The organism is Paenibacillus sp. FSL H7-0918, assembly GCF_038007025.1.
GTDB classification, from domain to species: domain Bacteria; phylum Bacillota; class Bacilli; order Paenibacillales; family Paenibacillaceae; genus Paenibacillus_AQ; species Paenibacillus_AQ odorifer.
Map to the genome: position 1 here is coordinate 445,609 of NZ_JBBOWJ010000001.1, position 26,007 is coordinate 471,615.

A 26,007-nucleotide genomic window follows, 5' to 3' on the forward strand; every position below is an offset into this window, starting at 1 on the left:
TCCCAGAATATGTAGTAACTAGTAACGGCGAATTTTTCTTGCTAGCGTGTTGCCTAAAGATTGAATACCTTGCACTAAAATAATCAGGATAATCACGGTGGCTACTACGACAACAGTGTCAAAGCGTTGGTATCCATATACGATCGCCAAGTCTCCCACGCCGCCTCCCCCTACCGTTCCAGCCATTGCAGTTGCACCTATCAGACCAATCGTCGCTGTTGTAAGAGACAGGATTAAGGATCCAACCGCCTCTGGCAATAAAAAGTACCAAATGACTTGAAAAGGAGTGGCTCCCATCGCCTCAGCGGCTTCAAGGATTCCCGGATTCACTTCAAGCAGTGAGTTCTCTACCAACCGCCCTATATAAGGTGCGATATAGATAATCAAGGGTACGATCGCTGCGCTTGTCCCAATTGAAGTATGAACAATCAATCGTGTGAAAGGCACAATCGCAACCAGTAAAATAATAAAAGGCAATGAGCGAATGATGTTGATAATTGGATTTAGTACGGCGTAAAGCGCTTTGTTCTCCAAAACCCCACCCGGACGAGTGATGACAAGCAATATCCCAAATGGGATCCCAATCAGGGAACCAACAAACAAGGAGAACCCTACCATTTGAATTGTTTCTATAATCGCCTGCAGAAATTGATCACCTGTTACTGTGGTCGAAAACATTAGATTCTACCTCCTCTACACCGACTCCATTTCTTGTTAAGAAAGATAATGCATTGTTAATCTCTGCTGCCTCACCATCGAATTGAATGATCACTGTTCCCAGTGTTGTTTCTTGAATCTCCGTCGTATTCGCAAATAAAATATTGACCTTTATATCGCAGGAGCGAATCATTTCAAACAGGATAGGCTCAGAGGCACTTGCTCCCACAAAATTAAGCTTGTACAGCTGACTTCCGGGTTCTGTTTTGATAGATTTCCGCACGCTAGAGGTCATGCTATTTTGAATAACCGTCTTCACGAAATTTTGCGTGGTCAGATGTTTTGGACTTCCGAATACATCTAGAACACTTCCTTGCTCAATAATCCGGCCTTCTTCCATGACCGCTACCTTGTTACAAATCTCTTGAATCACGGACATTTCATGTGTAATGATCATCACGGTAATGTTGTATTCAGCATTGATTTTTTTTAATAGCTGTAAGATAGAATGTGTGGTCTGTGGATCTAAGGCAGAGGTCGCTTCGTCACATAAAAGGATAGACGGATTCGAGGCAAGCGCTCTGGCAATCCCGACACGTTGCTTCTGACCACCTGATAGCTCACTCGGGTAACTCCCCGCTTTGTCACTTAATCCAACAAACTCTAGCAGCTCCATTACCCGCTGGCGGATTTCATTTTTATTCTTTTTTAGGAGAACTAGAGGGATCGCCACATTATCAAATACTTTTTTAGATTCTAATAGATTAAAATGTTGAAAAATCATTCCGATATTTTTCTTAGCGGTACGCAACTCTTTATCGTTGTATGTTCCCAAATCACGTCCAGCGACCATAACTTGTCCTTTGGTGGGTCTTTCCAAATAATTGACTAAACGAATTAATGTACTTTTCCCAGCACCGCTATAGCCGATAACCCCGAATATATCGCCTTTTTCGACCTTTAAATCGATTCCTTTAAGAGCATCAATAGTGGTCCCTTTACGAGTGAACGATTTGTAAACATTCTTTAATTCAATCATTTCCATTCCCCTCAATCATCTTTAGGATTAAGCTTCCTCTTGCAGCTTCACCAGCGCTTGTTCTGCCAATAAAGCGAAGTACTTAGCAGCTGGCAATATCGCAGCTTCATCAACATCGAAACGAGGGTGATGTAAGGGATAGGCTGGACCTGATCCTATATTCACAAAAGCACCCGGTATCTGTTGTAAATAAAAAGAGAAATCTTCTCCACCCATCTGTGGAGGAATATCATGTACTTCATAGCCGAAATCTGAGGCGATCTCTTTGGTAAAGTCCGCCCATTCCCCATGATTTATCGTTGCGGGTGGACCTGGATGCCAGTGTAACTGGGCCTCTGCCCCAGCTCCCGCAGCAATCCCTTCGATAAGACGAGTCATTTGTATTGGAATATTGCGGCGAATCTCTTCATTGTAAGTTCTTACTGTACCTTCTAATTCGACTTTTTCCGGCAATACATTCCATGTGAAGCCTCCATTAATTCGGGTAACACTTAACACTACTGGTTCAGTGGTGCTGTTTTGGCGACTTACGATGGTTTGTAGTGCGGTAATGATCTGAGCCGCAGTTACAATCGTATCTACACCTTTTTCAGGATAAGCAGCATGAGCGCCGACACCTTTTATTGTAATTTCAAAACGGTCAACACCGGCTGTTAAAGCTCCTGTTCTTGTTCCAAAAGCTCCCGTTGGCAAGTCAGGTGAATTATGGAGACCAAATATAGCCGCCACATCCTGGAGTCCTCCCGAGGCTAAGACACTTTCCGCCCCATGCCCTGTTTCTTCCGCGGGTTGAAACAATACTCTAACCTTTCCAGGTAGTTCATTTTCACGAGCCTTTAATAATAATGCAGCACCTAAAATAGTAGCCGTGTGAAAATCGTGACCACAGGCATGCATCTTTCCTGGGATCTCTGAGGCAAAGGACAATTCAGTTTGTTCCTCTATGGGAAGTGCATCAATATCACAACGAATGGCCACTATGGGTCCGTGACCCTGCCCGATCTCTGCGATGAGTCCGGTTTGTAAAGGTAAGTCAAGGATGTGAATATTGGCTTGGGTCAGCCATTCCCGTAATTTTGTTGTGGTTTTAAACTCTTCATACGCTAATTCAGGCTCACGATGCAGGTTTCTGCGAACCTCTATTAATTGATTAGCTAAAGCTTGCTCAACCTCATTTAGTGGTTTCATAGGTGACGTACTCCCCTTTCGTTATGCTTCCAGCTTTTCTTCAATCCCTTTGATGCGATCAAGCGCAGTCGATAGACTGCTTAAAATATGATCTTGCATGGCTTTTTCAGCACCATCTTCATTTTTAGCAGCGATCATTTGTAAAATAAGATCATGTTCTTCATCCGCTTGTGTGTTCCAATCCCCATGCATAGAGACGAATCGACAATAACGAAGCGAATGATCTCTTAATTGATTCAGAACCTTCTCGAAGGTTTTTAGTTCGCTGATTTCTGATAAATAATCATGGAACTCAAATCCATATGTAACAAAATTCTGATTATCACCAAGCTGGAACGAGTGTTTCATTTTTGTAATCATCGTCGTTAAATTCACAATATCTTTCTCTGTGGCATGCTTAGCTGCACTTCTTGCAATATAGCCTTCAAGCATGCTGCGAATAAGAAATATTTCTTCAACCTCTTTAAGGGTTACTGAAGCTACCCGCAGTCTTCCATTTGGCTGTCGAACCAGAAAATCCTCGTTCTCCAGTCTCTGTATCGCCTCTCTTAGAGGTGTGCGGCTGACCCCGAGCAAGGCCGCCAAATTTTCTTCATTTACAGGTTGATTCGGTTCAAACTCGCTATCAATAATTTTTTGTTTTAATTCATAGTAGGTATTATCCTTTGATAACCTTCGTGATCGTATCGCCATTTCTATACTGCTCCTCATCGATAATCTGTGGGGTCCGAATCCCAATAATATATTTGTATAATTGTATACAATTATTAGTTAAGAATGGATTGGTTAGTTACATTCCCTTCCATACCGTTCAAGCTTTTTTATACTATATTCCAATTATTCCACCTAGTCAAGTAGGAATTAAAGATCAATTTAATCCCCTCTTTTCAACACAAAAAAACCCTACAACCCTCAGGGGTTGTAGAGTTATTTTTGGATAAATAAATTTCAGAATTAGAAGGAAATAATCCCCGAGGTATGGAGTAGCACTAGGAACACTAGGATCGGCGCCACATAACGGAGCATAAACAGCCAAACACGGAACCAGCGCGCCTGTAGTCCAGCGGCTTCCGCTGCACCTTTCCAGAAATAACCGGCGAAGATGGTAATCAGCAGACCTCCAAGCGGCAGCATAATGTTAGAGGTGATAAAGTCCAACCCATCAAATAGAGATTTGCCACCAATCGTTAGCTCCGGGAACATCCCCAGTGACATCGCTAAAGGAATACTAAGTAGGAAACAGATCAGCGTCAAAATCCAAACCGAACGTTTCCGGCTCCAATTCCAGCGCTCCATTGTGAAGGATACAGGCACTTCAAGCAGCGATACAGCTGAGGTTAGAGCAGCAATCGCCAGCAAGATAAAGAACAAACCGCCGAAGAGCGCACCAAAAGGCATAGCCGAGAAAGCGGCTGGCAAAGCGATAAAAATCAGCGAAGGCCCCTGATCAGGAGCAATACCAAATGAGAAGGTCGTCGGAAAAATAATCAAGCCTGCGATAAACGCGTATAACAAATCTCCTGCACCGATTGCGATGGCAGCGGTACCCAGCGATTGTTTTTTATCAACATAAGATCCGTAAGTCAGGAGAATCCCCATCCCGAGCGATAATGAAAAGAAAGCATGTCCCAATGCAACTAGCGCAGATTCCGCTGTCAACACTGAAAAGTCCGGTTTTAGGAAAAAAGATACCCCTGCGGATGCACCCGGTAAGGTTACTGCGCGAATCATTAACACTACAAGGAGTACGACCATACCAGGAATTAATACTTTGTTAAATTTCTCAATCCCGCCTGATACGCCAAGGATGACTACACCTGCCGTAATCAGAATGGCTATCCCCTGCCAAACGATCGGCATATATCCGGAGACAAACGAATTGAATTCACCTGCATAATCAGTAGTGCTGAATAGTTGTCCATTAAAAGCAATCATCGAATAGTTCAGCGTCCAGCCAGCAACAATAATATAAAAGGAGAGAATTAGAAACGGCGCAAGTACCTGCAACATTCCAGCTGCAAACCAACTCTTCCCGCCTCCAGCCCGCATAAAAGAGGTCGCCGCGCTACCACGCCCGCTGCGTCCGATAGCCAGTTCTGCCAACAGCACCGGTAACCCTATCAGCACTAAACAGACGATGAAAAGCAGGAAAAAAGCTGCCCCCCCATTTTCTCCTGTAATATAAGGAAACTTCCACATATTCCCTAGCCCAACCGAGCTGCCGATGGCGGCAAAAATAAAGCCCGCGGAAGAGAAGCGTTCCTCCTTCTCCGAGAGAAGATTTTTGTTACCCTTCATTTGATTCATTATAACGCCCCGTTTTCTTTTTTAGACCTCATTATAGCTTAAGTAACAAAGCACGTCATATGGAAATTTTCTGACTATTTTTATAACCACTCGAATTTTCTGTTTGTAAACGCTTATATTATTCATTCGGCCCTTGAATCTCATTATATCCACTAATGTCGTGCCCCATTGCTTCAATGAAACGAATTGTCTATATCCTGACAATATTTTTAACGAAAAAGGCTCCCACTAAGGGAGCCTTTTCTAAACATTATTTGCGGACAGAGAGAATGAACCTCTCAAGCTTAGCTGTATCGGTTATGCTCCGATTACATTCCAGATTATCCAGACATACGTATTGACCCACAGCAGAAATATTATCCGGCGAAACGTTCACATTCTTGGTCTTAACATAAAAGAATGCAAGCTCTTGATGCCGATTGCAGAACATGCAGTACCCTTTTTTGTGCGTTGGTGTGATTCTACCCTCAATACCAATGAACTGTCCTTCGTACGGATAGATAATGAATAATTTATTACTGGCAATATCTATCCAACTCAAATACGTTATGTTGCGATAGTCGATGAGTTGTAGATCAGGTACTTTCAGTTTCTTATTCTTAGGGAATAGCTTCTGAATCTGCTTCAGCGTAATCGTCGGATATGACTCTAGGTATGGTTCTAATTCACTAAGATATCTCTGGAAATCTTCTGCAGTTTCGAAGGTCGATATTTGTTCCAGCATCTGCTTGTGATTCTCCGTAAGAGAAGGAAATGCCTCAATAATGTTCGTAGCAGCACTATATCTTACAGTCTCCAAGACTCTACGATCCGCAACAGTTCGCAGGGTATGCAGAACAAATTTCGTTTGTTTCTTAATTAAGTTATATTGATGGTTTCTAATAAATGGTGTACACATCGCTTTTCAGCCCCTTATTTATATTAAAAGTTCATAAGGTGCAAAGCCCATTTATAGAAACGATAAAATTAAGTTGGGCGATATATCCATCCATCGCACCTCACGCAAAGTATCGCCCTATATTAGGCTTTGCGTGAGGAACTTCTAGCTAATGGGCATTTCAACATTAGCACTGTACCACCTCCGAGCATATTTCATGCCAAAAGTATAGCACCGTATTTTAGAAGGCGCAATTCATATCGGGTTGCTTATTTGCATGCCATACCTACAAAAAAAAGGGAGCTACGTGGACTAGTCCAGTAACTCCCTCTTTTTTGACTATTCTTTTACAGCGCCGACTACGATCCCTGTCACAAAATAACGTTGCAGGAATGGATAAACTAACAGTATCGGTAGCGCACTTATGAAAATCTGTGAAGCCCGTATAGTCCGTTGAGACAAGTTAGCTACAGCTGACGGATCAAGCTTGGACATATCTGCCTGAACGATAATGGTCTGCATAAACGTCGCCAGTGGCAGCTTATCCGAATCTCTGATATAGATTATACCGTCAAAGTAAGAGTTCCAATGACCCACCATCATGAATAGGGAAACCGTTGCAATGACTGGTAAGGAGACTGGTAAATATATTTTCAAAAAGGTCTTAAAATGTCCTGCTCCATCAATAAAGGCTGCTTCCTCAAGGTCCTTAGGTACACCACGGAAGAAGTTCAGCAGCAAAATGATGTTAAATACGGCTACCAATCCAGGTAAGATAAGTGCCATCAAAGAATTCATCAGCCCGAGCTTTAGAATTAGGATATATCCCGGAATCAGACCCCCACTGAACAGCATGGTTACGACAAAATACCAAAGATAGATATTACGCGCCCGGAAAACTCTAGTTTCCTTAGAAAGAGCATAGGCTGCAACCGTATTTACTACCAGTGCAAGTGCTGTTCCTAGTATTGTCCGCTCTACCGACACCCACAGGGATGTAAGAAAATTAGTATTGTTAAAAGTTTTTGCATAGGCCTCCAAAGTGAAGCCAATTGGCCAAAAGGTGACCAACCCAGCATTGGCTGGGGCGGACGCACTAAGAGATACCATGAGTAAGTGATACAATGGCAGCAAGCAGAGCACCGAAAGGATAGTTAGGAGCACATTATTGAATATGCTAAATATTCGATATGGAAGGGTTTTATGGTACATTTGTTGTCATCCTTTCTAGAAAATTCTGTACCCTGCAAATCTATAGGCAAGTCGGTATGAAATAACGATTAGAATTAAACTAATTGCTGATTTAAAAAGATTAACTGCGGTCGCAAAGCTGAATTGTCCGCTGAGAAGACCTTCTCTATACACAAAGGTATCAATGATATCCCCTTGTTGATAGATCAAAGGACTATATAGGTTAAATACCTGGTCAAAGTTGGCGTTCAATACATTGCCCAGTGCCAAGGTCGCAATTACAATAGCAATTGGAATAAGTGCTGGTATGGTAATATACATCGTTTGCTTCCAGCGACCTGCCCCATCCACTTCAGCAGCTTCATAAAGTGATGGATTAATGCCGGATAGCGCAGCTAGGAAAATGATCGTGTTGAAACCAAATTCTTTCCAAACATCACTGGCTATGATGGTAAATCGGAACCAGTTGCCGTCCCCTAGAAAAAATATCGGTTTTATGCCGAAAACGGACGAAATAAACTGATTCACAATCCCTGTTTGAGCTAGGATATCGATCAGAATTCCTGAAAGGGTAACCCATGACAAGAAATGCGGTAGATAGACGAGTGTTTGAATCGATCTTTTAAGGCCCATATTCCTTACCTCATTAAGCAACAAGGCGAATATAAAAGGAATAATCAGGTTCAAAACAATTTTGGAGCAAGCAAAAAACAGTGTGTTCCAGGTAATTTGCAGGAAATAATCGTTCTCCCACATGTACCTAAAATGCTTAAGTCCGACCCATTCGGAATCAAAAAATCCTAATGCAGGCTTATAATCCTGAAATGCCATGAGTATTCCTGACATGGGGATATAAGAAAAAATAAAAACCATAATTGCCGCCGGTAATACCATGAAGTGGAGCACCCATGGTTGTTTATAGCCTTTTTTTCTTTTTCTTTTTATACTTGGTTTATTTTCCAGGCCTACCTGCTGTATTGAATTAGCCTCCATAGCTCTCTCCTGTTCCCAAAAAAAATATTTTGTGTGTGATGGGGATCTCTGCTATAAATAGTATCAGGCGTTTCTCAGGTTTGACTATATAACATTGTTAGGCTTGATATGGTTTTATTAGGACATCATCTGGAGGGTACATTTATGAATATTTGGAAGCGCTTTACATCCCTGAGAGAATTAACACAATCCCGGTTTAGTTTGTTTGCCAAAATAAACTGCCTGATCATACTCTTGTTCATCCCCATCATTATCATGTATACCTTTTCAAATAACGTCACATACGATGTTGTAAGCAAAGAGCTGCAGGTGTCCAATACGAAGCAGCTCACTTTTCTGTCCAGTCAAATTGATTCGCGTATTAATCAGATGATGGACTTCACCCTTATCCTTTCTAGAGATCCCAATGTCAGAGCCTTCAACGGATTAAACATTTGGGCTGATCGATATGATCAGATGCAGACCCGGTATGTCATTCAGGAAAAGATGGTGCTTCAATCTGGGGTTGCAGATATTTGGCCTGCCAGATATGCCGTACATTCACAGCAAAATAAAGATGTCATCTCCAACTACAATCGAGCATTTGGGTATGATGAGGATTACTTAAAAAGAAATATGAGTGGAAAATGGACGTATGGCGATCACAGCTTGGAATCTAAAGACGAGTTAAAATCCTTCTACTGGTTCTATACAGATTCCTTAGCTCAGCCGGGGATGTTGACGGGAAGCAACTTGGTGATTGAGGCCAGCTTCAGTTATGAGAATATTCAGAACATGCTGGATACGTACAAGGAAGGTGGACAAGGTGATCCTTTTCTCTATCATAAAGGGAACTCGCCAATTCTGAATCGCAGTGCGGACAAGCAGCTATCTGAAGAACTCATTCGTTACCTGGATAAACACTCACCTGAGAATACTACCCAGGATGTAGTCAAACTCAATGGCAAGAACTACTTGGTCAGCTCTGTGAAGTCCTCCTATTTGGATTGGAATTTAATAGATGTTGTCCCTCTATATCAAATTCTAAAACCCATTTCGCTCAGTCAGGATTTGTTCTATATCTCGATGATTTTGCTGTTTGTTATGGGAATTTCCGCTTCCATATTACTATACAGAAATGTTCAATATCCTATCAAAAAGCTAATTAAAGGCTTACGGCGCGTGCAGCGTGGAGATTATTCTGTACGTCTTCATAATGAAGGCCGGAACGAGTTTTCGTTTCTATTCCATCGCTTTAATGATATGTCCCATCAAATTCAAGACCTGATAGAGAATGTGTTCAATGAGAAAATCCGTGCCCGCGAAGCTACACTAAAGCAACTGCAGGCGCAAATCAATCCGCATTTTCTCTATAACTGCCTTGGTTATATTATCAATATGGCCCAAATGAAGGATGAGGACGCTGTCGTCTCCATGGCTTATAATTTAAGTGCTTACTACCGTTATACTACCCGAATGGAACGGGAAACCGCGTCACTGGATGAAGAAATCAAGCTGCTCGTCAACTATTTGGATATTCAAAAGCTGCGCAATGCCAGAATTGATTATCATATCGAAATCCCTGAGAACATGTTAAGCCAGTCTGTGCCACGTCTAATGCTACAACCTATTGTGGAGAATTCAGTCATTCACGGAGTGGCCAAATCGTATTCATCGGGTGAGATCAGCATTAGTGGTGAGATTTCGAACGGCTTCTGCAAGATCTACATTGATGACGACGGACCTGGCTTGAATCCGGAGCAGCTGGAAGCTTTGAATCGTAAAATGCAGGAGCCATTGCAGGAAGAAATGGGCTGCGGGCTCTGGAATACGAATCAGCGGATCATGCACCTGTTCGGCAATCAATCCTGTCTAACCTTTAAACCTTCCCCTCTTGGAGGTTTCCGAACAGAGATTATCTGGGAAATCCCTACGGAGGATGAATATTCTAAATTTAAGAATCATCAAGGAGAATAACAACATGCAAATGATTATAGTAGACGATGAAGCACACTGGGTAGATAATCTTGCCATGACAAAACCCTGGCATACGCTAGGCATTGAACAGGTGCATAAAGCGTATTCGGCACGTGAAGCGCTACAAATTATCGATACCAACCCTATTGATATTGTGGTCTCGGATATCCAAATGCCCGAAATGACGGGAATTGAATTAATAGAGCGGATAAGAAAACGTGATAAAAAGATCAAATGTATTATTTTATCAGGACATTCGGAGTTCGATTACGCCAAAAAAGCACTTCAGCATAATGCCGTCGATTACTTGCTTAAGCCACCTACCGATGATGAAATTATCGGTGCAGTCAAAACTGCCATCGAGCAATTGAACACAGAATGGGAACTTATCAGTTCGCTTAAACGAACCCAGTTTACCCTTCGTGAGAATCTGCCGCTTTTACGTGGTCAACTGCTGCTTGATGCCTTGCAAGGTCATCAATTTCAAGCTGGCGAATGGGAACGGAAGCTCGTAACTTATGATTTGCCCTTCCATTCTGGCGATTGCGCTTTGATGCTTGTACGCATGGAAGAAGAATTTAGCCATTATAACAATAATGATCAAACCTTAATTGAATATGCCATCATCAATATGGCTGAAGAGATTATGGGTGAGTTTATGCAGGTCTGGGGCGTTAAAGAGGAACATGGATATCTTGTGTTTCTGCTTCAGCTTAAAGAGAAAGGATCCGACATCGGCAAAGAAACCATCCTAGAAAAGCTTTCTTTACAGCTTCAGTATAAGGTTAAGCAATTTCTGAAAGGTTCCCTGTCCATAGTAATCACCGAGTGGTTCCAGTTTCCCGAGAAGGTGTCGAGCCGTTTCCGTCAGGCCACAGCTTATTTCCGGCAGATCGTGGGAGACGAGCGCGAATTCGTAATGCGGGTCAGCGAATTTGAACCTTCCACTACCCAAGGACCTTTGGATGCCCTTTACACCCCGCCGACACTAATTCACCTGCTTGAAAGTGGGCATTGGGATGCTGCGGAAGAGAAACTACTCGCTGTCTGCGCGGAGCTGGATGAGAAATGGTCTGAATCGTGGGAGCATTGCATGGAGGCCGGTTTTTTAATCACTGCATCCTTCACGAATCTCGCACACCGAAATGGGCATACTCTAGCTAACTTAGCGGGAGACGATCTCGGTTGGTTGCAAAGCGGTGAAGCGTTCTCGACCATCGGTAAACTTAGAAAATGGTCCCTCAGCATTCTGAGCAAATTGAAAGAAGGAACGTCTAACGAAATTAAAGACATCAGGTCTGAATATGTGAAAAAGATTCAAGATTTCACAGACAAAAACCTGCATTTAGATGTTTCATTACGGGTTCTGGCTGACCATGTAAACCTCCATCCGACTCATTTATCAAAAATTTATAAGATTGAAACGGGTGAAGGAATAAGCGATTATATCTCGCGCCTGCGCATGGATCGCGCCTGCCATAAGCTGAAGACTACCTCTAAAAAAGTCTATGAAATCAGCATGGAGATTGGCTATATGGACCCTGCTTATTTTATAAAAGTGTTCAAACGACAGTTCGGAGTAACGCCGCAGGAATATCGAGACAATAATAAATAGCATGATAGAGTCCTATCGAAACTAAAAATCTCATATAGATGCCATCCCCGACTAGTTGTTAAAGTTACACTTGTAAAGATCATACACAGTAGGGGGAATTAAAGAATGATCAAGTTCAAAAAAATGTGGTCGTTGTTAACGGTCACAGCACTTATCACACTCACAGCCTGTGGCAGTGGCGGCGGAAATAATGAAAACGCCAAACAAAACAATACCACATCGTCTGAGACTAGTTTATCTGAAGCAGATGCTGCTTTTGAAAAAGGTAAATACGATCCACCCATCGAGTTCAGTTCGGTATTGATGCCGAAAAAATATGTTCAAGGTGATACCAAAGAAAACAATGTTCACGATCGCTGGATGCTGGAAACACTGGGCATGAAGCATAAAGATACTTGGTATCCTGCCAATGACGATCAATACAGACAAAAGCTTCAGCTTGCCATTGCTTCTGGCGAAAAGCTGCCTGACTTCGTTTCTGTACCAACCAATGCAGTATTGACCAATCAACTGATTGATTCCGGTCAGTTCATTGCTATCGATGAGTTGTTCGACAAATATGCTAATAAAATTCTAAAAGATCATGCTGCAGCACACCCAGAACTTTGGTATCCATTCACAAAAGACGGTAAGAAATACAATATGCCGATCCTTGAATATACCGATAATGACGATACTCTTCTCTGGTTACGTGAAGATTGGATGGAAAAGCTGAACCTTCAGGCTCCAAAAACAATCGCCGATCTTGAGAATATCATGGACAAATTTAAGAACGAAAACCCTGACGGTCTAGCACCTAAAGATGTTTTCCCACTTGCGATTTCTTTGAAAAATAATACAAACACCTGGATGGGTCAACTCGACTGGTTATTCGGTGCTTACGGTACGATTGAGGAACAATGGAATAAAGATGCCGACGGCAATCTGGAATACGGTTCCATTAACCCTGGTGCTAAACAAGCCCTTGCTAAGCTTAGTGAGTGGATGGACAAAGGTTATATTCACACAGACTCTGCACTTTGGGATGAAGGTAAATCTGCTGAAAGCTGGACAAAAGGCGCCGCAGGTATTCTACCAGGAGCAAACTGGGTTCCAGACTGGCCGGCTCCCGATCTTATGAAAAATGTACCTGGAGCGAAGATCAAAGCTTATCCGGTTCCAGCAGGTCCAGACGGACTCATCGGTACCAAATGGCAGAACTCTGGGGTAAACGCTAGTATCATGATTAACAAAGATGCTAAGCACCCTGAAGCAATTTTCTTATACTACAACTACTTGCTTGATAACCTAGCTAATCCAGCAGCTGGTAGTGAATTTGAATACGGCTTTGCTAAAGGCTACGATTGGGACATGATTGATGGAAAGCCTACTAGTGATAAAGAGAAGATTAAAGACTTCTCCAATGAGTTTCCTTTCTTAACTGGACCGGCTCGTATTCCTGATCTGTTCATGAAGACATTGGTTAAACTTGCTGATGGTGAAACCCCTGTAACTCCTTATGAAAAACAAATGGCTGAGTTCCGTAAACCGGAAAACTGGGCCGCTGCAAAAGTTGTTATGTCACAAATAGACATTCGTAGACAGAACTATTTCACTGGCGCTGCGACACCAACGATGGTATCCAAATGGAATCTGCTTCGTCAATCCGAAATGGAAACCTTCAACAAAATCATTTACGGTAAGCTTCCTGTAGATGCCTTTGACTCCTTTGTTTCCAACTGGAAAGCAAATGGTGGTGATCAAATCACCAAAGAAGTTAACGAATGGTTCAAGTCTGTATCCACCAAATAGACTAAAGTAAATAAAAACAAGCCAGAGCGTGATCCTTTCGCTCCGGCTTGTTTTTTATGAATTCCTCATTAACTTTCGCTCGCTAGAATCCCTTTCAAATACCCCGTCAACTCTTTTGCCGCTTGTTCATGAGCTAATGCTCCCGGATGACTTCTTGCCCCTATGGTCTCATCCGTCATATTTGGAAGCTGCAATACAGAAACCTGCTTGTCCCCTGTTTTCTTGCTATAATCATCGACCGCGCGGTAGATCGCTGGCATCATCGGGATACCAAGCATCCCATATGCCCATACGAGATGTGCATGTTGATTATTTTTTCTAAGCTTCATCAGAAATTTCTCGGCGGCATCGACAAAGGCTTGTATATCATCCTCATGATAGGTCCCGTCTTCATTTAAACGTTGTTTATGGCTCTCCCCTGTTACCTCATCTTTCCATTCTGGCGATTGAAAAGCGCCCCCATCATTTGTTCCTAGATTAACTACCACAACATCTGGCTGCCAGGATTCAAAAGAATGTTCTTGAAAAGCTCCTAAAGCTTCGTTTTTTGCTCCAGTTAGAAGACCACAAACCTGTTCATAACAATCAGGGATATTACCGTGCGGATTATTATCCCAGCTAGTAAGGACGCCCCAGCCACTTTGAGAAATAACTCTATATTCTGCATTTAAAGCATCTGCTGTCATTCTGGTATAGTTGTTGATGGCGCTAAACCACATTGGAATCCAATCTTCTTCAGCCTTGGCACCTATACTTCCTTCTCCGGATGTGATGCTGTCACCTATGAATTCTATCTTGTGGGGTTTGTCCGCAACCGGCAGGAATTTTCCATCCATCTTCACCGCATGTATCTGCAAAGAGCAGCCAGGGTCTCCACTCATTGCCTGCACATCTTTTACAATACGAATATTGTTGACAACACGATCATTCATGCCTCTAAATACACAAATCCAATACCTGCCTGCTACTAACATTTGTCTGCTAACAGGAACGGAATTGATCAGGATGCTAATCCAGGGTTCATAAACATCATAATCTGCTTCTACTTCAAGCCATAGCTCAGAACTTTTAACATTTAATTCGAGCGCACTGCCTGTCCAAAATAATGTTAGTGGAGAAAGTGACCCTGTTGTTCTGCCGTGAATTTTCAGATGTTCGATATCAGCTAATGTATGTACCTTTAAGTTTGTATTCTGCTTCATAAAATCCCTCCTTATTTACAGCTAGAATCCTAATCTATACTTCTACTTCACTACTTCTTCAATACTATCTTATAATCCTTTTCCAAATAGCATATACTCTTCCTCTGGTACAATAGAATTAAATGAGGTCATGAACAAAGGTGGGATTGAAGTTGAAAGTTATACCTAACTGTATTACACTTGGCAGAATTATTTTGGCAATAATGCTGTTATTCTTCGAGCCGCTAAGTTCGGCCTTTCTTGCAATTTATATCCTTTGCGGAGTCACCGATCTGATAGATGGTCCAATTGCCCGAAAATCAGGCACAACAAGTCATCTCGGAGCAAAGCTGGATTCTGCTGCCGACACGATACTAATCGGGATCTGCTTATTTACTTTGTATCCGTATTTGGGTCTTACCCTCAAATTCATCCTATGGATCTTCTTGATCGCGGCCATCCGCATAACATCGACAGGGATTGCCCTCCGCAGATTCAAAACTTACGCAAGTATCCATACCTACGGCAATAAACTCACCGGGCTTCTCTTATTTGTAACTCCTATATGGCTTTCCCATAGTAACCCCACCATTTGGACAACCATTGTCTGTATAGTTGCAACCTTATCCGCCGTGGAAGAATTGATGATTCAAATCACATCCACTCAATTACAGCTGGACAGAAAAGGATGGTTTTACAACCCTCCTAATCAGGAATAATGAAAGACACCGTAGTTCCCACCCCAGGAATACTTTGAATCTTCAAGCCTTGTCCATATAATTGTGTTAATCTCCGATCTGTATTAAGGAGCCCAATTCCTTGATCCTTAAGACTTTTTGGTTGCAATAACTTACTGACTTGAGCTTCATCCATTCCAATCCCCGTATCAGCAATGATAAAATGAACAGCCTCCGCATGTGTCTCGATGTGAATACGCAAGGTTCCACCTTTTGCCCGACTTAAGATCCCATGCCGGACGGCGTTCTCGACCAGTGGCTGAATGGTCAGCGGAGGAATTAGAAGCTGTAGATTCGCGTCTACCTCCCATTCAACCTGCAGCCTCTCCTCAAAACGCTGCTGCTGGATATATACATAATTCTCGACCAGCTCCAGCTCTTGCGACAGTGAAACAAGTTTGCCTGCATTTAAGAAGTCAAAGCTGATCCGCAGATAAGTAGTGAATGCATCTGAAAGATCTTTCATTTTGACAGTGTCAAAATCACTCAAGGACATAATCGAATTTAATGTATTAAAGAGAAAATGTGGATGGATCTGCGCTTGTAAATAAGCAGCCTCCATTCTCAAACGATCATTGACTGCTTGCTTCATAGAAGTGAGCGACGAAGCACGATACTTCAATTCCATGGCATCTACTGGCTTGGTTACATAGTCATTAGCGCCAGCCAAGAAACCTGCATAGACATCCTCCTGCTCACTGCGAGCGGTCAATAGAATAATAGGAAGTTCATACATCGTGAACCGCTCGCGTATCAATCTTGTCAATTCATATCCAGACATGCCCGGCATCATCACATCAGCGATAACCAAATCGAACTGCTCATGATGCAACATATCCAGCGCCTCACGGGCTGAAGTCGTTGTATCAATCCGATAGGCTCCATCTGATAAAATATTTTGCAGAACTTTTAAATTGACCGAATCATCATCAACCGCCAGCACATGTATGATGTCAGCGTCTGTATCGAGCTTCGAGAGTGCCTCTACTTCCTTTGTGTTATAGGTGGCAGCCACCATAGCTGATTTCTCCGCAGTTATCCACGTACTGAATGGTGACAATGGATCCGAATCTTTTTCTGTATGAACATCTGGAATAGATGACTTCAGGCTCCCTTTAGCTACAGGTAATTTGAAGCTGAACTTACTTCCCTGACCCGGCTGCGATTGCAGCAATAATTCACTGCCATGCAGTTCGACCAGCTCCTTACAGATACTAAGCCCCAACCCAATGCCGCCTTGACCGTAAGCCCCTTGTTCATAGCGCATAAAAACACGCTTTTTCAAAGCTTCATCCATACCTACTCCTGTATCCGTAACATGTATCCATACATCCCCACCCACTTGTTCTGCGGCCAGTTCAACACTTCCCTGTTCGGTGTACTTTAGTGCGTTATGAACCAAATTAATCAGAATCTGCACCAATCGCTCCTCATCAGCATAAACACGCGGCAGATTCTCATCTATAGACATTCGAAGCTCCACCTTCGTCCCACCGGTTAAGAAACGTAACATATCCAGTACACCTTCAGCCAATGACCTCACTTGCAACGCCTTTATATTCATCACAATCCGCTTATCCTGCAATCGCACAACATCAAGCAAGTCATTCAGCATAAGCGACATCCGGCGACTGACCATAATTAGCAATTCCATGTCACGCTGGCTCTCTTCATCCAGCACATGTTTTTTTCTTGTTAACACACTTTGGGCAATATTCATAATCCCATGCAGTGGAGTGCGCAGCTCATGTGACGTATTGGCTAGAAAACGGTCCTTTAATTTATTGGATTCCGCCAATTGAGCGTTCAGTAACACATTTTGATGGGATTGATGAAAATATCTCCTAAACCAATAGGCGGAAAATGCGGCAAGGGCAGCAATTAAATCTACGGGATAAAACATAAATTGTGAGCTACCGGCATAGTAGACAGCCCCCCACAACATATTATTTAGTACTGCTAACACTGAAAACAATAAAAATAGAGCACCTTCAGCTCGTAAGGATACCATCTTCCAAAAATAATATACCGTCCAACACACTGGAACGTAATACAGGATCATGTAATACCCTTTTCCGATGATATATAACACTGCCTCTTCAGGACCTACAATAATAAATAAAGTAGAAATGAGAACTGACAGGATGTAACTATAAAACGCCTTGCCTTTCCGTCTATTCCCCAATAGTTCTCTTCCCATCAATAAAAGGAATAAACAAAACCCTATATACGAAAGAACCTTTAACCTCAGCATCCAGGCAAAATCAACATGAAGAAACCTGAACAACAGTCCATTATGTTCAACCCCAATGGATACCGCCGCAGCGACCATCATTAGGAAAAAAATAATCAGCTCTGTTTTTCGTACATCCATCAGATAGATAATCAATAAATACAACCCATGTAGAAGAAGCATGACCCCTACGACTAGCTGCAAGCCAATGGAATTCCAGTATATAGTGTCTACCCCATGTTGAATGCCAAACTCCACGGACCGAATTATGCCCCCTTTTAGTGGAGACTCATAGTTTGACGTCCGAACAAACAGATCCAGATGCTTCTGATCTGTAGGTGTATAACTGATTAAGAATGCTTTCGTCACATAAACATGCTCTTCCTTCTCGTCAGATAACACTCCAAACCGTGAGAGAATTGTTCCATTAATCTCCACTTCAGAAGAAGTATAGATGGATTGGAACCAAAAGCTAAGTGGCTCAGACAAGGGACGATCTAGCAGAATCCGCAAATGATAAGTTCCGTATCCATACGCCTTCTTTTGCTCAGCAGAATTGAATACAGAATTCCAGTTACCCGGCACCTGAAGCATTTGGCCTTTTAAAACGCTATCCACATTGGCGGCATTCACCCATTGTTGAGGATAAAACTCCCATTCTCCATCCAATGGAAAAGAGCTTAGTGATTCAAGGTCTACTCCCCGCAAATCGAGCACACCTTGCTCCACTACAGGAGGATTGGACAGAGTAAAATGATTGTACCAGCTCCAGCGTATTGCAATCAGCAGGCAGATGAATACTACTATGTACAACATATGACTTAACTTAATTTTATTCTCCGAAGTTCTCATAGACTCCTCATTCGTCAATAGTATTTAATAGTGCTATATCCCTATCTCCAACTTTGAGCAATACAGTATGATTATACTATATTAAGAGGCCTATAGACGTATGTATTCCTATGTTCAGAGGAAAAAAATCAACCATCCCATAGAGCAGATGGTCGATTCTTTTATTGCGATTTATTGATTAAAGCAGATCGCATCGCGGCGAACTTACTAGGCATTACTCCCACATTTGTTTTGAACGTCCGACTGAACAGATGAATACTAGAAAAACCCACATCTTCGGCAATCTCCGTTAAATTTTGCTTTCCCTGAATGATTCTCAATTTAGCCTGCTCGATACGAACATGCTTCAAGTAATTATGAATGGTCACCCCAAGCTGAGTCTTGAACACATACGACAAATGATTGGCAGTCACACCAACATGACTACTGATAGATTCATTACTTAACTGGGGATCTTGATAACACTGGTGCATGTGATGAATGGCGCCTTCAATTAAAGGCCATCCTTTGGTTCTCTTCCCTTCCGTTCCTTTGGACAGATTCTGATTCCTAAAGAACAAAAACAACAATTCCAAACAGATAGACTTGTTGATTAATACCCCGCCGTACGTTGGATCTAGCATCTCTTTTTGCAGTTGCATGAATCTTCTCTTCAATTCGATTCGATCTGGGAGCTGCAGATGAGATAGCGGATAAATATCAGCAAGCTGCATTTCACTTGGCATGATATCCTGGATCCCGGGCCTAAGTCCATCCGCTTGATCCGATGAGCTTTTATCCTCGTTATCATACAAATCAAAATGAAAGATATACTGCACTAAGGGTAAAGCCGAGGTGGACCTAATTATATGGGGCAAGCATGGATGCATGAGCAGCACATCCCCTTCTCGAACCAGGAACTTCACCCCATTCAAGAAAAACTCCGCCTCTCCCTGATCTATATAGGTATACACGTGATCTTGATCCAACCATTCACCTGCTAGTAAGGAGGATTCCATGACTTTGGCTACTCGAACATAAGGGGAAATGCTGTTCATCCACGACTCATTCACCTCGAATCTTCTCCTTCTTCTGACATTTTATTGATCTTATTTTATATCCTAACCGGAATCTTTAAGTGATCTTCTACAAAATCTCGGCAGATTTCCATGGTATTGTACGGGCTATTTAGCGATTCGTCCACTTCGAGTGTCATCCAACCGGAATAATCAATTTCATTCAGCGCTTCAATAGTTGCGTGTAGATCAACAGATCCTTTGCCTAACTCACAAAAATGAGGAAGCTGTGTATCAAGTGTAGCGGCAGACCTATCTGTCAGGTCCTTCAAATGAACATAAGCTACCCTGTCCTGATACATTCGGATGATGGATGCCGGGTCCATCCCCGCTCCGAGCAAATGTGCTGAATCCGGGGCAAGATATACCACCCGCGGATCTGTCAGGCTCATCACAATCTCAATTTCTTTCTCGTCTTGCAATTCCGTCCACAAATGCGGATGAACACATGTCTTTACCCCTAAGGCATAGGTTCTTTCCGCCACTTCATTCATCGTGGCTGCGGCAACCTTCAATTCTTCCAGCGATGAGGGTTGATCCCGGGTGCCACCTGGCCCTAGGACAAGGATGTCTGCTCCACACTTCGCTATGATTTTAGCAAGTCGCACATTGTAGTCAATGATACCCGAAGTGTTCGCGGCATTGCCGAATTTTTGCTGCTGTCCCCCAGCCGTACCTCCATACAACGCAGTCATCTCCAGCCCGTACCCAGCCAAGAGCTCTTGTAATTGTTCTGGACTTTCTTCATATTGAAGTGCAAAAGACGCCCACGGCTCAATCCCCGTGAAACCCAGTCTGGAGACTTCCTCCAACGCTTTGAAATGCGCTTGCCCCCAAGTGATGGTGTGTGCAGCGATTCTACCCTTGAACAGACTCATCCTTAACGCTCCTTCCAATGTTGGATTCGATGGGGTTAGATTTCCAGTGATGAGAATACTTTATCGAAGCCTGTTTTGGAACGAGAAAATAGTTCAGATGAACTTTGTGATGAAGCTGGCGCTAGCACTTCTTGAGCGATAACGCCCTTGTATCCGATCTTTTTCAAGCTTCCCAAGAATCCGGTAAGATCAATGGATCCTTCCCCTGGATACAATCGATCGGAATCTAGCAATTCCTCTATCGGCAGAGGTTTAGCATCATTAATATGGACATACGCAATTTGATGCGGTTGTAATTTCAGCAGGTCCTCACTCGTTAATCCATTCGTATGCCAATGATAGGAATCCAGTAATAAACCGATATTTCTCACTTGAATTGTATCCATCCAGTCCAACGTATCTTGCATCGTCCAGATTAGCGGATTTGCCCATTGTGTACGTAAGTGATGAGGACCAACGAACTCTAAGGCTAACGAAATACCATAGGCGCCTAATATTTCTGCACATAGTCTTAAACGTCTAGTGGCTGCAATCATGAACGATGCGACCGGAAGATCTGTCGAAGGCAAAATATAGGTACAGCATGTGGTGCAATTTAATGCAGCAGCGGCCTCAGCCATCAGCGTAAGCGATTTCAGACTTTCCCTAAAGCTTTCCTCTGTCGTGCGCCAATCTACCTCTAAACCAAATGATCCTAGCATGATGCCATGACTTTCCAGTAATTGGACAGCCCCATCCTTGCCATACTGCTGTACCAACTCTAATGGATTGACGTCTATGGCCTGAAACCCGAATTGGCTCGCAAGTCTGATATATTCTTCATTAGAAGCAATTTCTCCCAATCCCGCTGTTGTTAATCCTCTTATCATCGTCGTTCTCCCCCTTTATGACCAATCAAACAGTACGCCATTGTACTGATCTTTGTTGGTTCTTAATCCCTCATAGGCTTCGCTAGCTTGCTCCGGCTTGATGACATGGCTAATCAAAGGTTCGATGTGCAGCTTCTGTTGTTGCATAAGCTCGAAGACAATGCCAGAATTACGCACCAAGGAATGTTTCACAAACGAATTAGGCTCTGTTGGATAACGCCATTCGTGAGCGCCTTTAAATGTAATGCATCCCCGGTTATACAGATGGCAGTAATTAAGCACATCCGTAATATCTGTATTGTATTCTCCACGCGGGCTGCCCAAAAAGATGATTTCTCCCTGTGAGCCGATGTATTGAAGACTATCAACCCCAACTTTGGAAACACCGGTTGCCTCAATATGACTGGAAACACCCTTGCCCTTAGTTAACGTCATAATCTGCTCTTTTACCAATCCTTCGCCACTGTCCAGGGTGTAATCCACACCGCATTGACGCGCGGTCCGCAGCCGTTCTTTGGACAAATCCATACCAATTACCGTAGCCCCCTGCAAACGCGCCAATTGAGCTGCAAGATTGCCTACCAATCCAAGACCTGTCACACTCACTTTGTCTCCAAGTTCGATATCCGACACACGTATCGATGTAAAAGCTACCGTAGCCATCCGGGTAAACGGTACCCATTTCAAGTCTAGCGCATCCGGCACTCGAATGAAAACATCCCTAGCTTCAACCACTTGATATTCGCAATGAGTTCCGTAATGAAAAACCACATCGCCCGCTTGAAATTCCTGAACACCTTTACCACATTCTACGATACGACTGACGCTTGCATAACCTGGACACAGCGGGAGTTTTGCCCAATCCTCTTTGCCAGATAACATTGCCATCTCCGTTCCCGGACTAATCAGCGAATAAATCAATTTTACGAGTACCTCATGGTCACCTAAAGCCTTAAGTACAAGCTCCTCTTCAACCGTTTCCACATGGTGTGGGCTCATAAACATTATCTTTCTATTTTTCATCCTCATTACCTCCCATGATCCTCAAACTTTCTATTTAAATGTATGCGTTTTTAGACATCATGTCTTTGACTGCAAAAATGTTTTTTTGTCTAAAAGTAAGATGGGAGGTAGAGTTTAAGTGAGGAGACGACATGTCATTCCTTTCATTTTTCTTCAAAGATCCTTATACTTGCTTGGAGAAGCATTTCAAGGGAGAATGAAAAGTATGGACATAAAAAAATTACAATACTTTATCGCAGTAGCAGAGGAACTGCATTTTAACCGTGCAGCTGAGAAGCTAAATATGACGCAGCCTCCCTTAAGCCAGCAAATTCAAGCTCTGGAGAATGAGATTGGCGTGAAACTATTAGAACGGAATAAAAGACAAGTTCGTCTCACGTCAGCAGGGGCGGTATTTCTAGAGGAAGCTAAATCCATTCTATCTCAATTGGAACGCTCTATTAAAACAACACAATTAGTCGATCAAGGAATTATCGGACATTTGAACATTGGATTTATAGATTCTGCAGCTGGTGGAGTACTGGTTGATATGTTAAAAATGTTTCGGGAACGTTATCCACAAGTCCAACTCACATTACATGAGATGACGTCTGCTCAGCAGTGGCAGGCTTTACATGAAGGAACGATTCACATTGGATTTGTACGTTATACAGAGTCGGGCAAACATATCGAGCATCGTCCCTTAGTCAATGAATCGCTTATTGCCGTTTTGCCAGAGCAGCATCACCTAGCTCATTTACCGGTGTTATCCATTCGCTCTTTAGCTTTAGAGCCATTTATATCGTTCCCACGTCATTTAGGAGCTCCTTTTCATGACCTCATTATGAGCTTCTGCGCCCAACACGACATGTATCCGAATGTTGTACAGGAAGCCATTCAGATGTACACCATTGTAAACTTGGTAGCTGCTAATCTTGGAGTTTCCATTGTGCCCTCATCAGTTGCTATTTTTCAGCGTGAAGGTGTCGCATTTCGTCCCTTTGAAGAAAGCACACCATCGATTCCCCTTTATGCCGCTTGGAGAACCGATTGCGATCGTGCCTCCTTATCCGCGTTACTAGAGATCATAGGACAAATGAGTTCAGAAGCTATTAATGGTGAATGATATAATATTCAGCCCGTTTTTCTAGGATCACGTTCAACGAGTCCTTCTAGCACCCTATCGATTTCCAACATCACTTCCCTATCCAGACGAACTCCCGCAGCTTTGGCATTTTCTATAACCTGCTCAGGTTTGGATGCCCCAATAATTGCAGATGAGACTTGTGGATTTTGCAACACCCATGCTATAGCCAACTGCGGAAGCGTCAACCCAACTTCGCTGGCGATGGAAGAGAGATTCGAGACCGCCTCAAGCACCTCAGTCCGAAGCCACTGACCCGCCAATTTATTCATAAATGGTGAGCCCGCAGCTGTTGAAGCACGAGAACCCTCTGGCAATGGTTGACCTGGCATATATTTGCCTGAAAGAATCCCTTGAGCAAGCGGCGACCAGACCACCTGTCCAATCCCTTCCCGCTCACAAGCTTGAACTACCTCCGTCTCCATCACGCGCCATAACATCGAATATTGAGGTTGACTAGCCACTAATGGCACCTTTAATTCTCTCGCCAAAGCAGCACCTTCTGCTATCTGATCCGCCGTCCACTCACTTATCCCGACATAGAGAACCTTACCTTGACGTACCAGATCCGAAAAAGCCAAAAAGGTCTCTTCAAGGGATACTGATGCGTCAAAGCGATGCGCATAATAGATATCAATATAATCGGTCTGTAATCTGTTCAGTGAAGCATGGCACGCCTCCATAATATGCTTGCGAGACAGACCTCTTGCGTTACGTCCCGTCCCTGTGGGATGGCACACCTTGGTACACAATTCGATATCAGCTCTGTGCACTCCTTTTAATGCTTGGCCCAGCACCATCTCAGCTTTCGTATCGGAATATACATCTGCAGTATCAAATGTTGTGATCCCTACATCCAATGCAGCGTGAACACAAGCATGGGCAGTATCATTGTCCACTTGAGCACCATGTGTAATCCAATTACCATAAGCAATCTCACTTAGATGTAAGCCGCTCGTTCCTAATTTACGATAGTTCATTTTATACCCTCCTTTAGATAACAATCTGATTGTAACAAAGAGCTATTAATACGAGAAATACTCTTTAATATGCGGTTTAATTCAAAAAAAATATTACTGAGATCCTTAAAGATAATAAAAAACGCCCTTTAGGCGTTTTTTTCGGTACATATTCTGTTTCGAAACTCTAACTTCGCCTATACTCCGGTGAGTATTAACCTCCAAGCCTTGTTACCGCACCACAACTAACAGTACAATAATTCCGAGCCAAAACAGCCAGCTTACTGGGTGACCGAAATTTAATCCCCAGCCGACTCCGAGCCTTTTCTTGACGATTAGGTTTGGATCTTTGCGATTGAAATAAATCATACCTAATCGCCATTTATCATCGTCATGGACAGGTCTGACATTGGAGCTATCGGCAGATCGCTCCAAGCGGCTTTCGCCCTGACCAGCCCAGAACGTTAAGGCCAAGGCGTATAGGATGACAAGGGCTATTATGATTAGGATAATAGGGATAGCGAAACTCATGTTAAGCAGAGATATCATGTTTAGTTGCACGACGGAAAACAGGATAACTATTAAGAAGCTTGCTGTAAGCATAAAATATGACCAAGTACGGCGGTAAGCTGCGTCTTGTCTGATGGAACGGTTAGGATCATTGGGTTGAACCTGCTGCTTTACTCTGCGAATACTCCAATTCTCAAATATGAACAAAAGTGTTATGAACACTTGCATGATCGTAGGCATAAACACAGAACTAAAAGATTTAGCTGCATAGCGGTCTACGTTCCAACTGCTGTTGTAATGGATCGGAATCTGATCAGGAATCAGATCGTAGTTGCGCAGCACAGTTACAATACTAACAACAGTAATTAAAACATGAATGAGGAACCAATTATTAGATAAGCCAATGTTTCTTTTCCGAAATCCAGTGTCCACTGTCATGATCGATGGTTCCAGAGCAATAGGCAGCATAGGTAGTAAACTTTTCATTTTGAAATGATAGCTAATGTTTATGACTAGGGAGATTACGACCATGGCGAGTGAATAAGTGACAATGATCCAACTTTGTTGCTTGGAATGTTCATCACCGTATATTAGACAGAGGATACAAACAATGAATAGGATGGTATGCACGGTAGCACTAATCCTAGCATATGACTTCCGCATCTGGCGCAGAGGCTCACTATGGAATTGTACAGGGCTGACGGTGACCCCAAAACTAATCGTCTCTCTTGTTAAATAAGGCATGCTTAGCATGAGTACAATGGCAGGTACAAATACAAAGATCATTACTATAACAGGCATTATCGTCATATCATTCGCCTCCTCTTATACATAAGTGTGTATTTAAAAACTCTATAACCCTTATAGCATAGGCGATTCAGCGCTATGCCTTTTTGCGTATGATGATCCTATTAACTTAGATAGGTGATCGACTTGAACATAAATTTTATTATAATCGATTTTAGTGACTATA

The 26,007-nt window shown here is 42.8% G+C and carries 21 protein-coding genes; 5 read left to right on the forward strand and 16 right to left on the reverse strand.

The window, feature by feature from the left end; genetic code table 11:
- Positions 1-18 precede the first annotated feature (18 nt).
- From MHI15_RS02170 to MHI15_RS02205, 8 genes are all read right to left on the reverse strand, one after another.
- Positions 19-678, reverse strand: a complete 660-nt coding sequence (locus MHI15_RS02170) for a methionine ABC transporter permease (protein ID WP_036688669.1) — start codon at positions 676-678, stop codon at positions 19-21.
- Complete coding sequence (locus MHI15_RS02175) at positions 653-1,696, reverse strand: methionine ABC transporter ATP-binding protein (protein ID WP_036688670.1); 1,044 nt, start codon at positions 1,694-1,696, stop codon at positions 653-655. The genes MHI15_RS02170 and MHI15_RS02175 overlap by 26 nt, the downstream gene beginning before the upstream one ends.
- A gap of 27 nt (positions 1,697-1,723) precedes the next feature.
- The gene (locus MHI15_RS02180) at positions 1,724-2,884 is read right to left on the reverse strand and encodes an amidohydrolase (protein WP_076127150.1); all 1,161 of its coding nucleotides are present in this window, start codon (positions 2,882-2,884) and stop codon (positions 1,724-1,726) included.
- A 21-nt stretch (positions 2,885-2,905) separates the two neighbouring features.
- Positions 2,906-3,577: a GntR family transcriptional regulator gene (locus tag MHI15_RS02185; RefSeq protein WP_052097124.1), complete on the reverse strand. Its 672-nt coding sequence runs from the start codon at positions 3,575-3,577 to the stop codon at positions 2,906-2,908.
- 261 nt (positions 3,578-3,838) lie between these two features.
- Complete coding sequence (locus MHI15_RS02190; RefSeq protein WP_076127152.1) at positions 3,839-5,191, reverse strand: sodium-dependent transporter; 1,353 nt, start codon at positions 5,189-5,191, stop codon at positions 3,839-3,841.
- A gap of 250 nt (positions 5,192-5,441) precedes the next feature.
- Positions 5,442-6,089 carry a FusB/FusC family EF-G-binding protein gene (locus MHI15_RS02195; RefSeq protein ID WP_076179940.1) on the reverse strand — a complete coding sequence of 216 codons (648 nt, stop codon included), beginning with the start codon at positions 6,087-6,089 and terminating at the stop codon, positions 5,442-5,444.
- A 318-nt stretch (positions 6,090-6,407) separates the two neighbouring features.
- Positions 6,408-7,280, reverse strand: coding sequence for a carbohydrate ABC transporter permease (locus tag MHI15_RS02200; protein ID WP_036688680.1), 873 nt, complete (start codon positions 7,278-7,280; stop codon positions 6,408-6,410).
- 15 nt (positions 7,281-7,295) lie between these two features.
- Positions 7,296-8,252, reverse strand: coding sequence for an ABC transporter permease (locus MHI15_RS02205; RefSeq protein ID WP_036688682.1), 957 nt, complete (start codon positions 8,250-8,252; stop codon positions 7,296-7,298).
- A 144-nt stretch (positions 8,253-8,396) separates the two neighbouring features.
- Here MHI15_RS02205 and MHI15_RS02210 point away from each other — a divergent pair, with 144 nt between their 5' ends.
- The 3 genes from MHI15_RS02210 to MHI15_RS02220 all read left to right on the forward strand — a co-directional run bounded on the left by MHI15_RS02210 (position 8,397) and on the right by MHI15_RS02220 (position 13,614).
- Positions 8,397-10,208, forward strand: a complete 1,812-nt coding sequence (locus tag MHI15_RS02210) for a sensor histidine kinase (protein ID WP_036688684.1) — start codon at positions 8,397-8,399, stop codon at positions 10,206-10,208.
- A gap of 4 nt (positions 10,209-10,212) precedes the next feature.
- Complete coding sequence (locus tag MHI15_RS02215) at positions 10,213-11,823, forward strand: response regulator transcription factor (protein WP_341164079.1); 1,611 nt, start codon at positions 10,213-10,215, stop codon at positions 11,821-11,823.
- 105 nt (positions 11,824-11,928) lie between these two features.
- Complete coding sequence (locus tag MHI15_RS02220; protein WP_076127158.1) at positions 11,929-13,614, forward strand: ABC transporter substrate-binding protein; 1,686 nt, start codon at positions 11,929-11,931, stop codon at positions 13,612-13,614.
- 68 nt (positions 13,615-13,682) lie between these two features.
- Here MHI15_RS02220 and MHI15_RS02225 read toward each other — a convergent pair whose 3' ends face one another.
- Positions 13,683-14,816, reverse strand: a complete 1,134-nt coding sequence (locus MHI15_RS02225; protein WP_341164080.1) for an SGNH/GDSL hydrolase family protein — start codon at positions 14,814-14,816, stop codon at positions 13,683-13,685.
- A 152-nt stretch (positions 14,817-14,968) separates the two neighbouring features.
- Here MHI15_RS02225 and MHI15_RS02230 point away from each other — a divergent pair, with 152 nt between their 5' ends.
- Complete coding sequence (locus MHI15_RS02230; RefSeq protein ID WP_341164081.1) at positions 14,969-15,514, forward strand: CDP-alcohol phosphatidyltransferase family protein; 546 nt, start codon at positions 14,969-14,971, stop codon at positions 15,512-15,514.
- On the opposite strand, the gene MHI15_RS02235 is transcribed toward MHI15_RS02230, so the two are convergent.
- From MHI15_RS02235 to MHI15_RS02255, 5 genes are all read right to left on the reverse strand, one after another.
- On the reverse strand, positions 15,501-18,617 hold the full coding sequence (locus MHI15_RS02235; protein ID WP_341164082.1) for an ATP-binding response regulator: 3,117 nt from the start codon (positions 18,615-18,617) through the stop codon (positions 15,501-15,503). The genes MHI15_RS02230 and MHI15_RS02235 overlap by 14 nt on opposite strands.
- Positions 18,618-18,778: 161 nt before the next feature.
- A complete protein-coding gene (locus MHI15_RS02240; protein ID WP_341164083.1) occupies positions 18,779-19,669 on the reverse strand; it encodes a helix-turn-helix transcriptional regulator in 891 nt (296 codons plus the stop codon).
- 41 nt (positions 19,670-19,710) lie between these two features.
- Positions 19,711-20,550, reverse strand: coding sequence for a sugar phosphate isomerase/epimerase family protein (locus MHI15_RS02245; protein WP_076182787.1), 840 nt, complete (start codon positions 20,548-20,550; stop codon positions 19,711-19,713).
- 35 nt (positions 20,551-20,585) lie between these two features.
- Positions 20,586-21,419 carry a sugar phosphate isomerase/epimerase family protein gene (locus tag MHI15_RS02250; protein ID WP_341164084.1) on the reverse strand — a complete coding sequence of 278 codons (834 nt, stop codon included), beginning with the start codon at positions 21,417-21,419 and terminating at the stop codon, positions 20,586-20,588.
- 15 nt (positions 21,420-21,434) lie between these two features.
- Positions 21,435-22,442: a zinc-dependent alcohol dehydrogenase gene (locus MHI15_RS02255; protein ID WP_076127168.1), complete on the reverse strand. Its 1,008-nt coding sequence runs from the start codon at positions 22,440-22,442 to the stop codon at positions 21,435-21,437.
- Positions 22,443-22,647: 205 nt separating this feature from the next.
- Here MHI15_RS02255 and MHI15_RS02260 point away from each other — a divergent pair, with 205 nt between their 5' ends.
- Complete coding sequence (locus MHI15_RS02260) at positions 22,648-23,547, forward strand: LysR family transcriptional regulator (protein ID WP_076127169.1); 900 nt, start codon at positions 22,648-22,650, stop codon at positions 23,545-23,547.
- Between the two features lie 8 nt (positions 23,548-23,555).
- Here the strand turns inward: MHI15_RS02260 and MHI15_RS02265 are convergent, their stop codons facing one another.
- Positions 23,556-24,545 (reverse strand): aldo/keto reductase family protein, encoded by a 990-nt coding sequence (locus MHI15_RS02265; RefSeq protein WP_341164085.1) that lies wholly within the window; start codon positions 24,543-24,545, stop codon positions 23,556-23,558.
- Positions 24,546-24,755: 210 nt separating this feature from the next.
- Complete coding sequence (locus tag MHI15_RS02270) at positions 24,756-25,844, reverse strand: DUF1648 domain-containing protein (protein ID WP_076190785.1); 1,089 nt, start codon at positions 25,842-25,844, stop codon at positions 24,756-24,758.
- Positions 25,845-26,007 lie beyond the last annotated feature (163 nt).

Excerpts from the sequence above, each read along its gene's own strand:
- MHI15_RS02170 (WP_036688669.1), bottom strand. The coding sequence starts at position 678 with ATGTTTTCGACCACAGTAACAGGTGATCAATTTCTGCAGGCGATTATA.
- MHI15_RS02175 (WP_036688670.1), bottom strand. The coding sequence starts at position 1,696 with ATGATTGAATTAAAGAATGTTTACAAATCGTTCACTCGTAAAGGGACC.
- MHI15_RS02180 (WP_076127150.1), bottom strand. The coding sequence starts at position 2,884 with ATGAAACCACTAAATGAGGTTGAGCAAGCTTTAGCTAATCAATTAATA.
- MHI15_RS02185 (WP_052097124.1), bottom strand. The coding sequence starts at position 3,577 with ATGGCGATACGATCACGAAGGTTATCAAAGGATAATACCTACTATGAA.
- MHI15_RS02190 (WP_076127152.1), bottom strand. The coding sequence starts at position 5,191 with ATGAATCAAATGAAGGGTAACAAAAATCTTCTCTCGGAGAAGGAGGAA.
- MHI15_RS02195 (WP_076179940.1), bottom strand. The coding sequence starts at position 6,089 with ATGTGTACACCATTTATTAGAAACCATCAATATAACTTAATTAAGAAA.
- MHI15_RS02200 (WP_036688680.1), bottom strand. The coding sequence starts at position 7,280 with ATGTACCATAAAACCCTTCCATATCGAATATTTAGCATATTCAATAAT.
- MHI15_RS02205 (WP_036688682.1), bottom strand. The coding sequence starts at position 8,252 with ATGGAGGCTAATTCAATACAGCAGGTAGGCCTGGAAAATAAACCAAGT.
- MHI15_RS02210 (WP_036688684.1), top strand. The coding sequence starts at position 8,397 with ATGAATATTTGGAAGCGCTTTACATCCCTGAGAGAATTAACACAATCC.
- MHI15_RS02215 (WP_341164079.1), top strand. The coding sequence starts at position 10,213 with ATGCAAATGATTATAGTAGACGATGAAGCACACTGGGTAGATAATCTT.
- MHI15_RS02220 (WP_076127158.1), top strand. The coding sequence starts at position 11,929 with ATGATCAAGTTCAAAAAAATGTGGTCGTTGTTAACGGTCACAGCACTT.
- MHI15_RS02225 (WP_341164080.1), bottom strand. The coding sequence starts at position 14,816 with ATGAAGCAGAATACAAACTTAAAGGTACATACATTAGCTGATATCGAA.
- MHI15_RS02235 (WP_341164082.1), bottom strand. The coding sequence starts at position 18,617 with ATGAGAACTTCGGAGAATAAAATTAAGTTAAGTCATATGTTGTACATA.
- MHI15_RS02245 (WP_076182787.1), bottom strand. The coding sequence starts at position 20,550 with ATGAGTCTGTTCAAGGGTAGAATCGCTGCACACACCATCACTTGGGGG.
- MHI15_RS02250 (WP_341164084.1), bottom strand. The coding sequence starts at position 21,419 with ATGATAAGAGGATTAACAACAGCGGGATTGGGAGAAATTGCTTCTAAT.
- MHI15_RS02255 (WP_076127168.1), bottom strand. The coding sequence starts at position 22,442 with ATGAAAAATAGAAAGATAATGTTTATGAGCCCACACCATGTGGAAACG.
- MHI15_RS02260 (WP_076127169.1), top strand. The coding sequence starts at position 22,648 with ATGGACATAAAAAAATTACAATACTTTATCGCAGTAGCAGAGGAACTG.
- MHI15_RS02265 (WP_341164085.1), bottom strand. The coding sequence starts at position 24,545 with ATGAACTATCGTAAATTAGGAACGAGCGGCTTACATCTAAGTGAGATT.
- MHI15_RS02270 (WP_076190785.1), bottom strand. The coding sequence starts at position 25,844 with ATGACGATAATGCCTGTTATAGTAATGATCTTTGTATTTGTACCTGCC.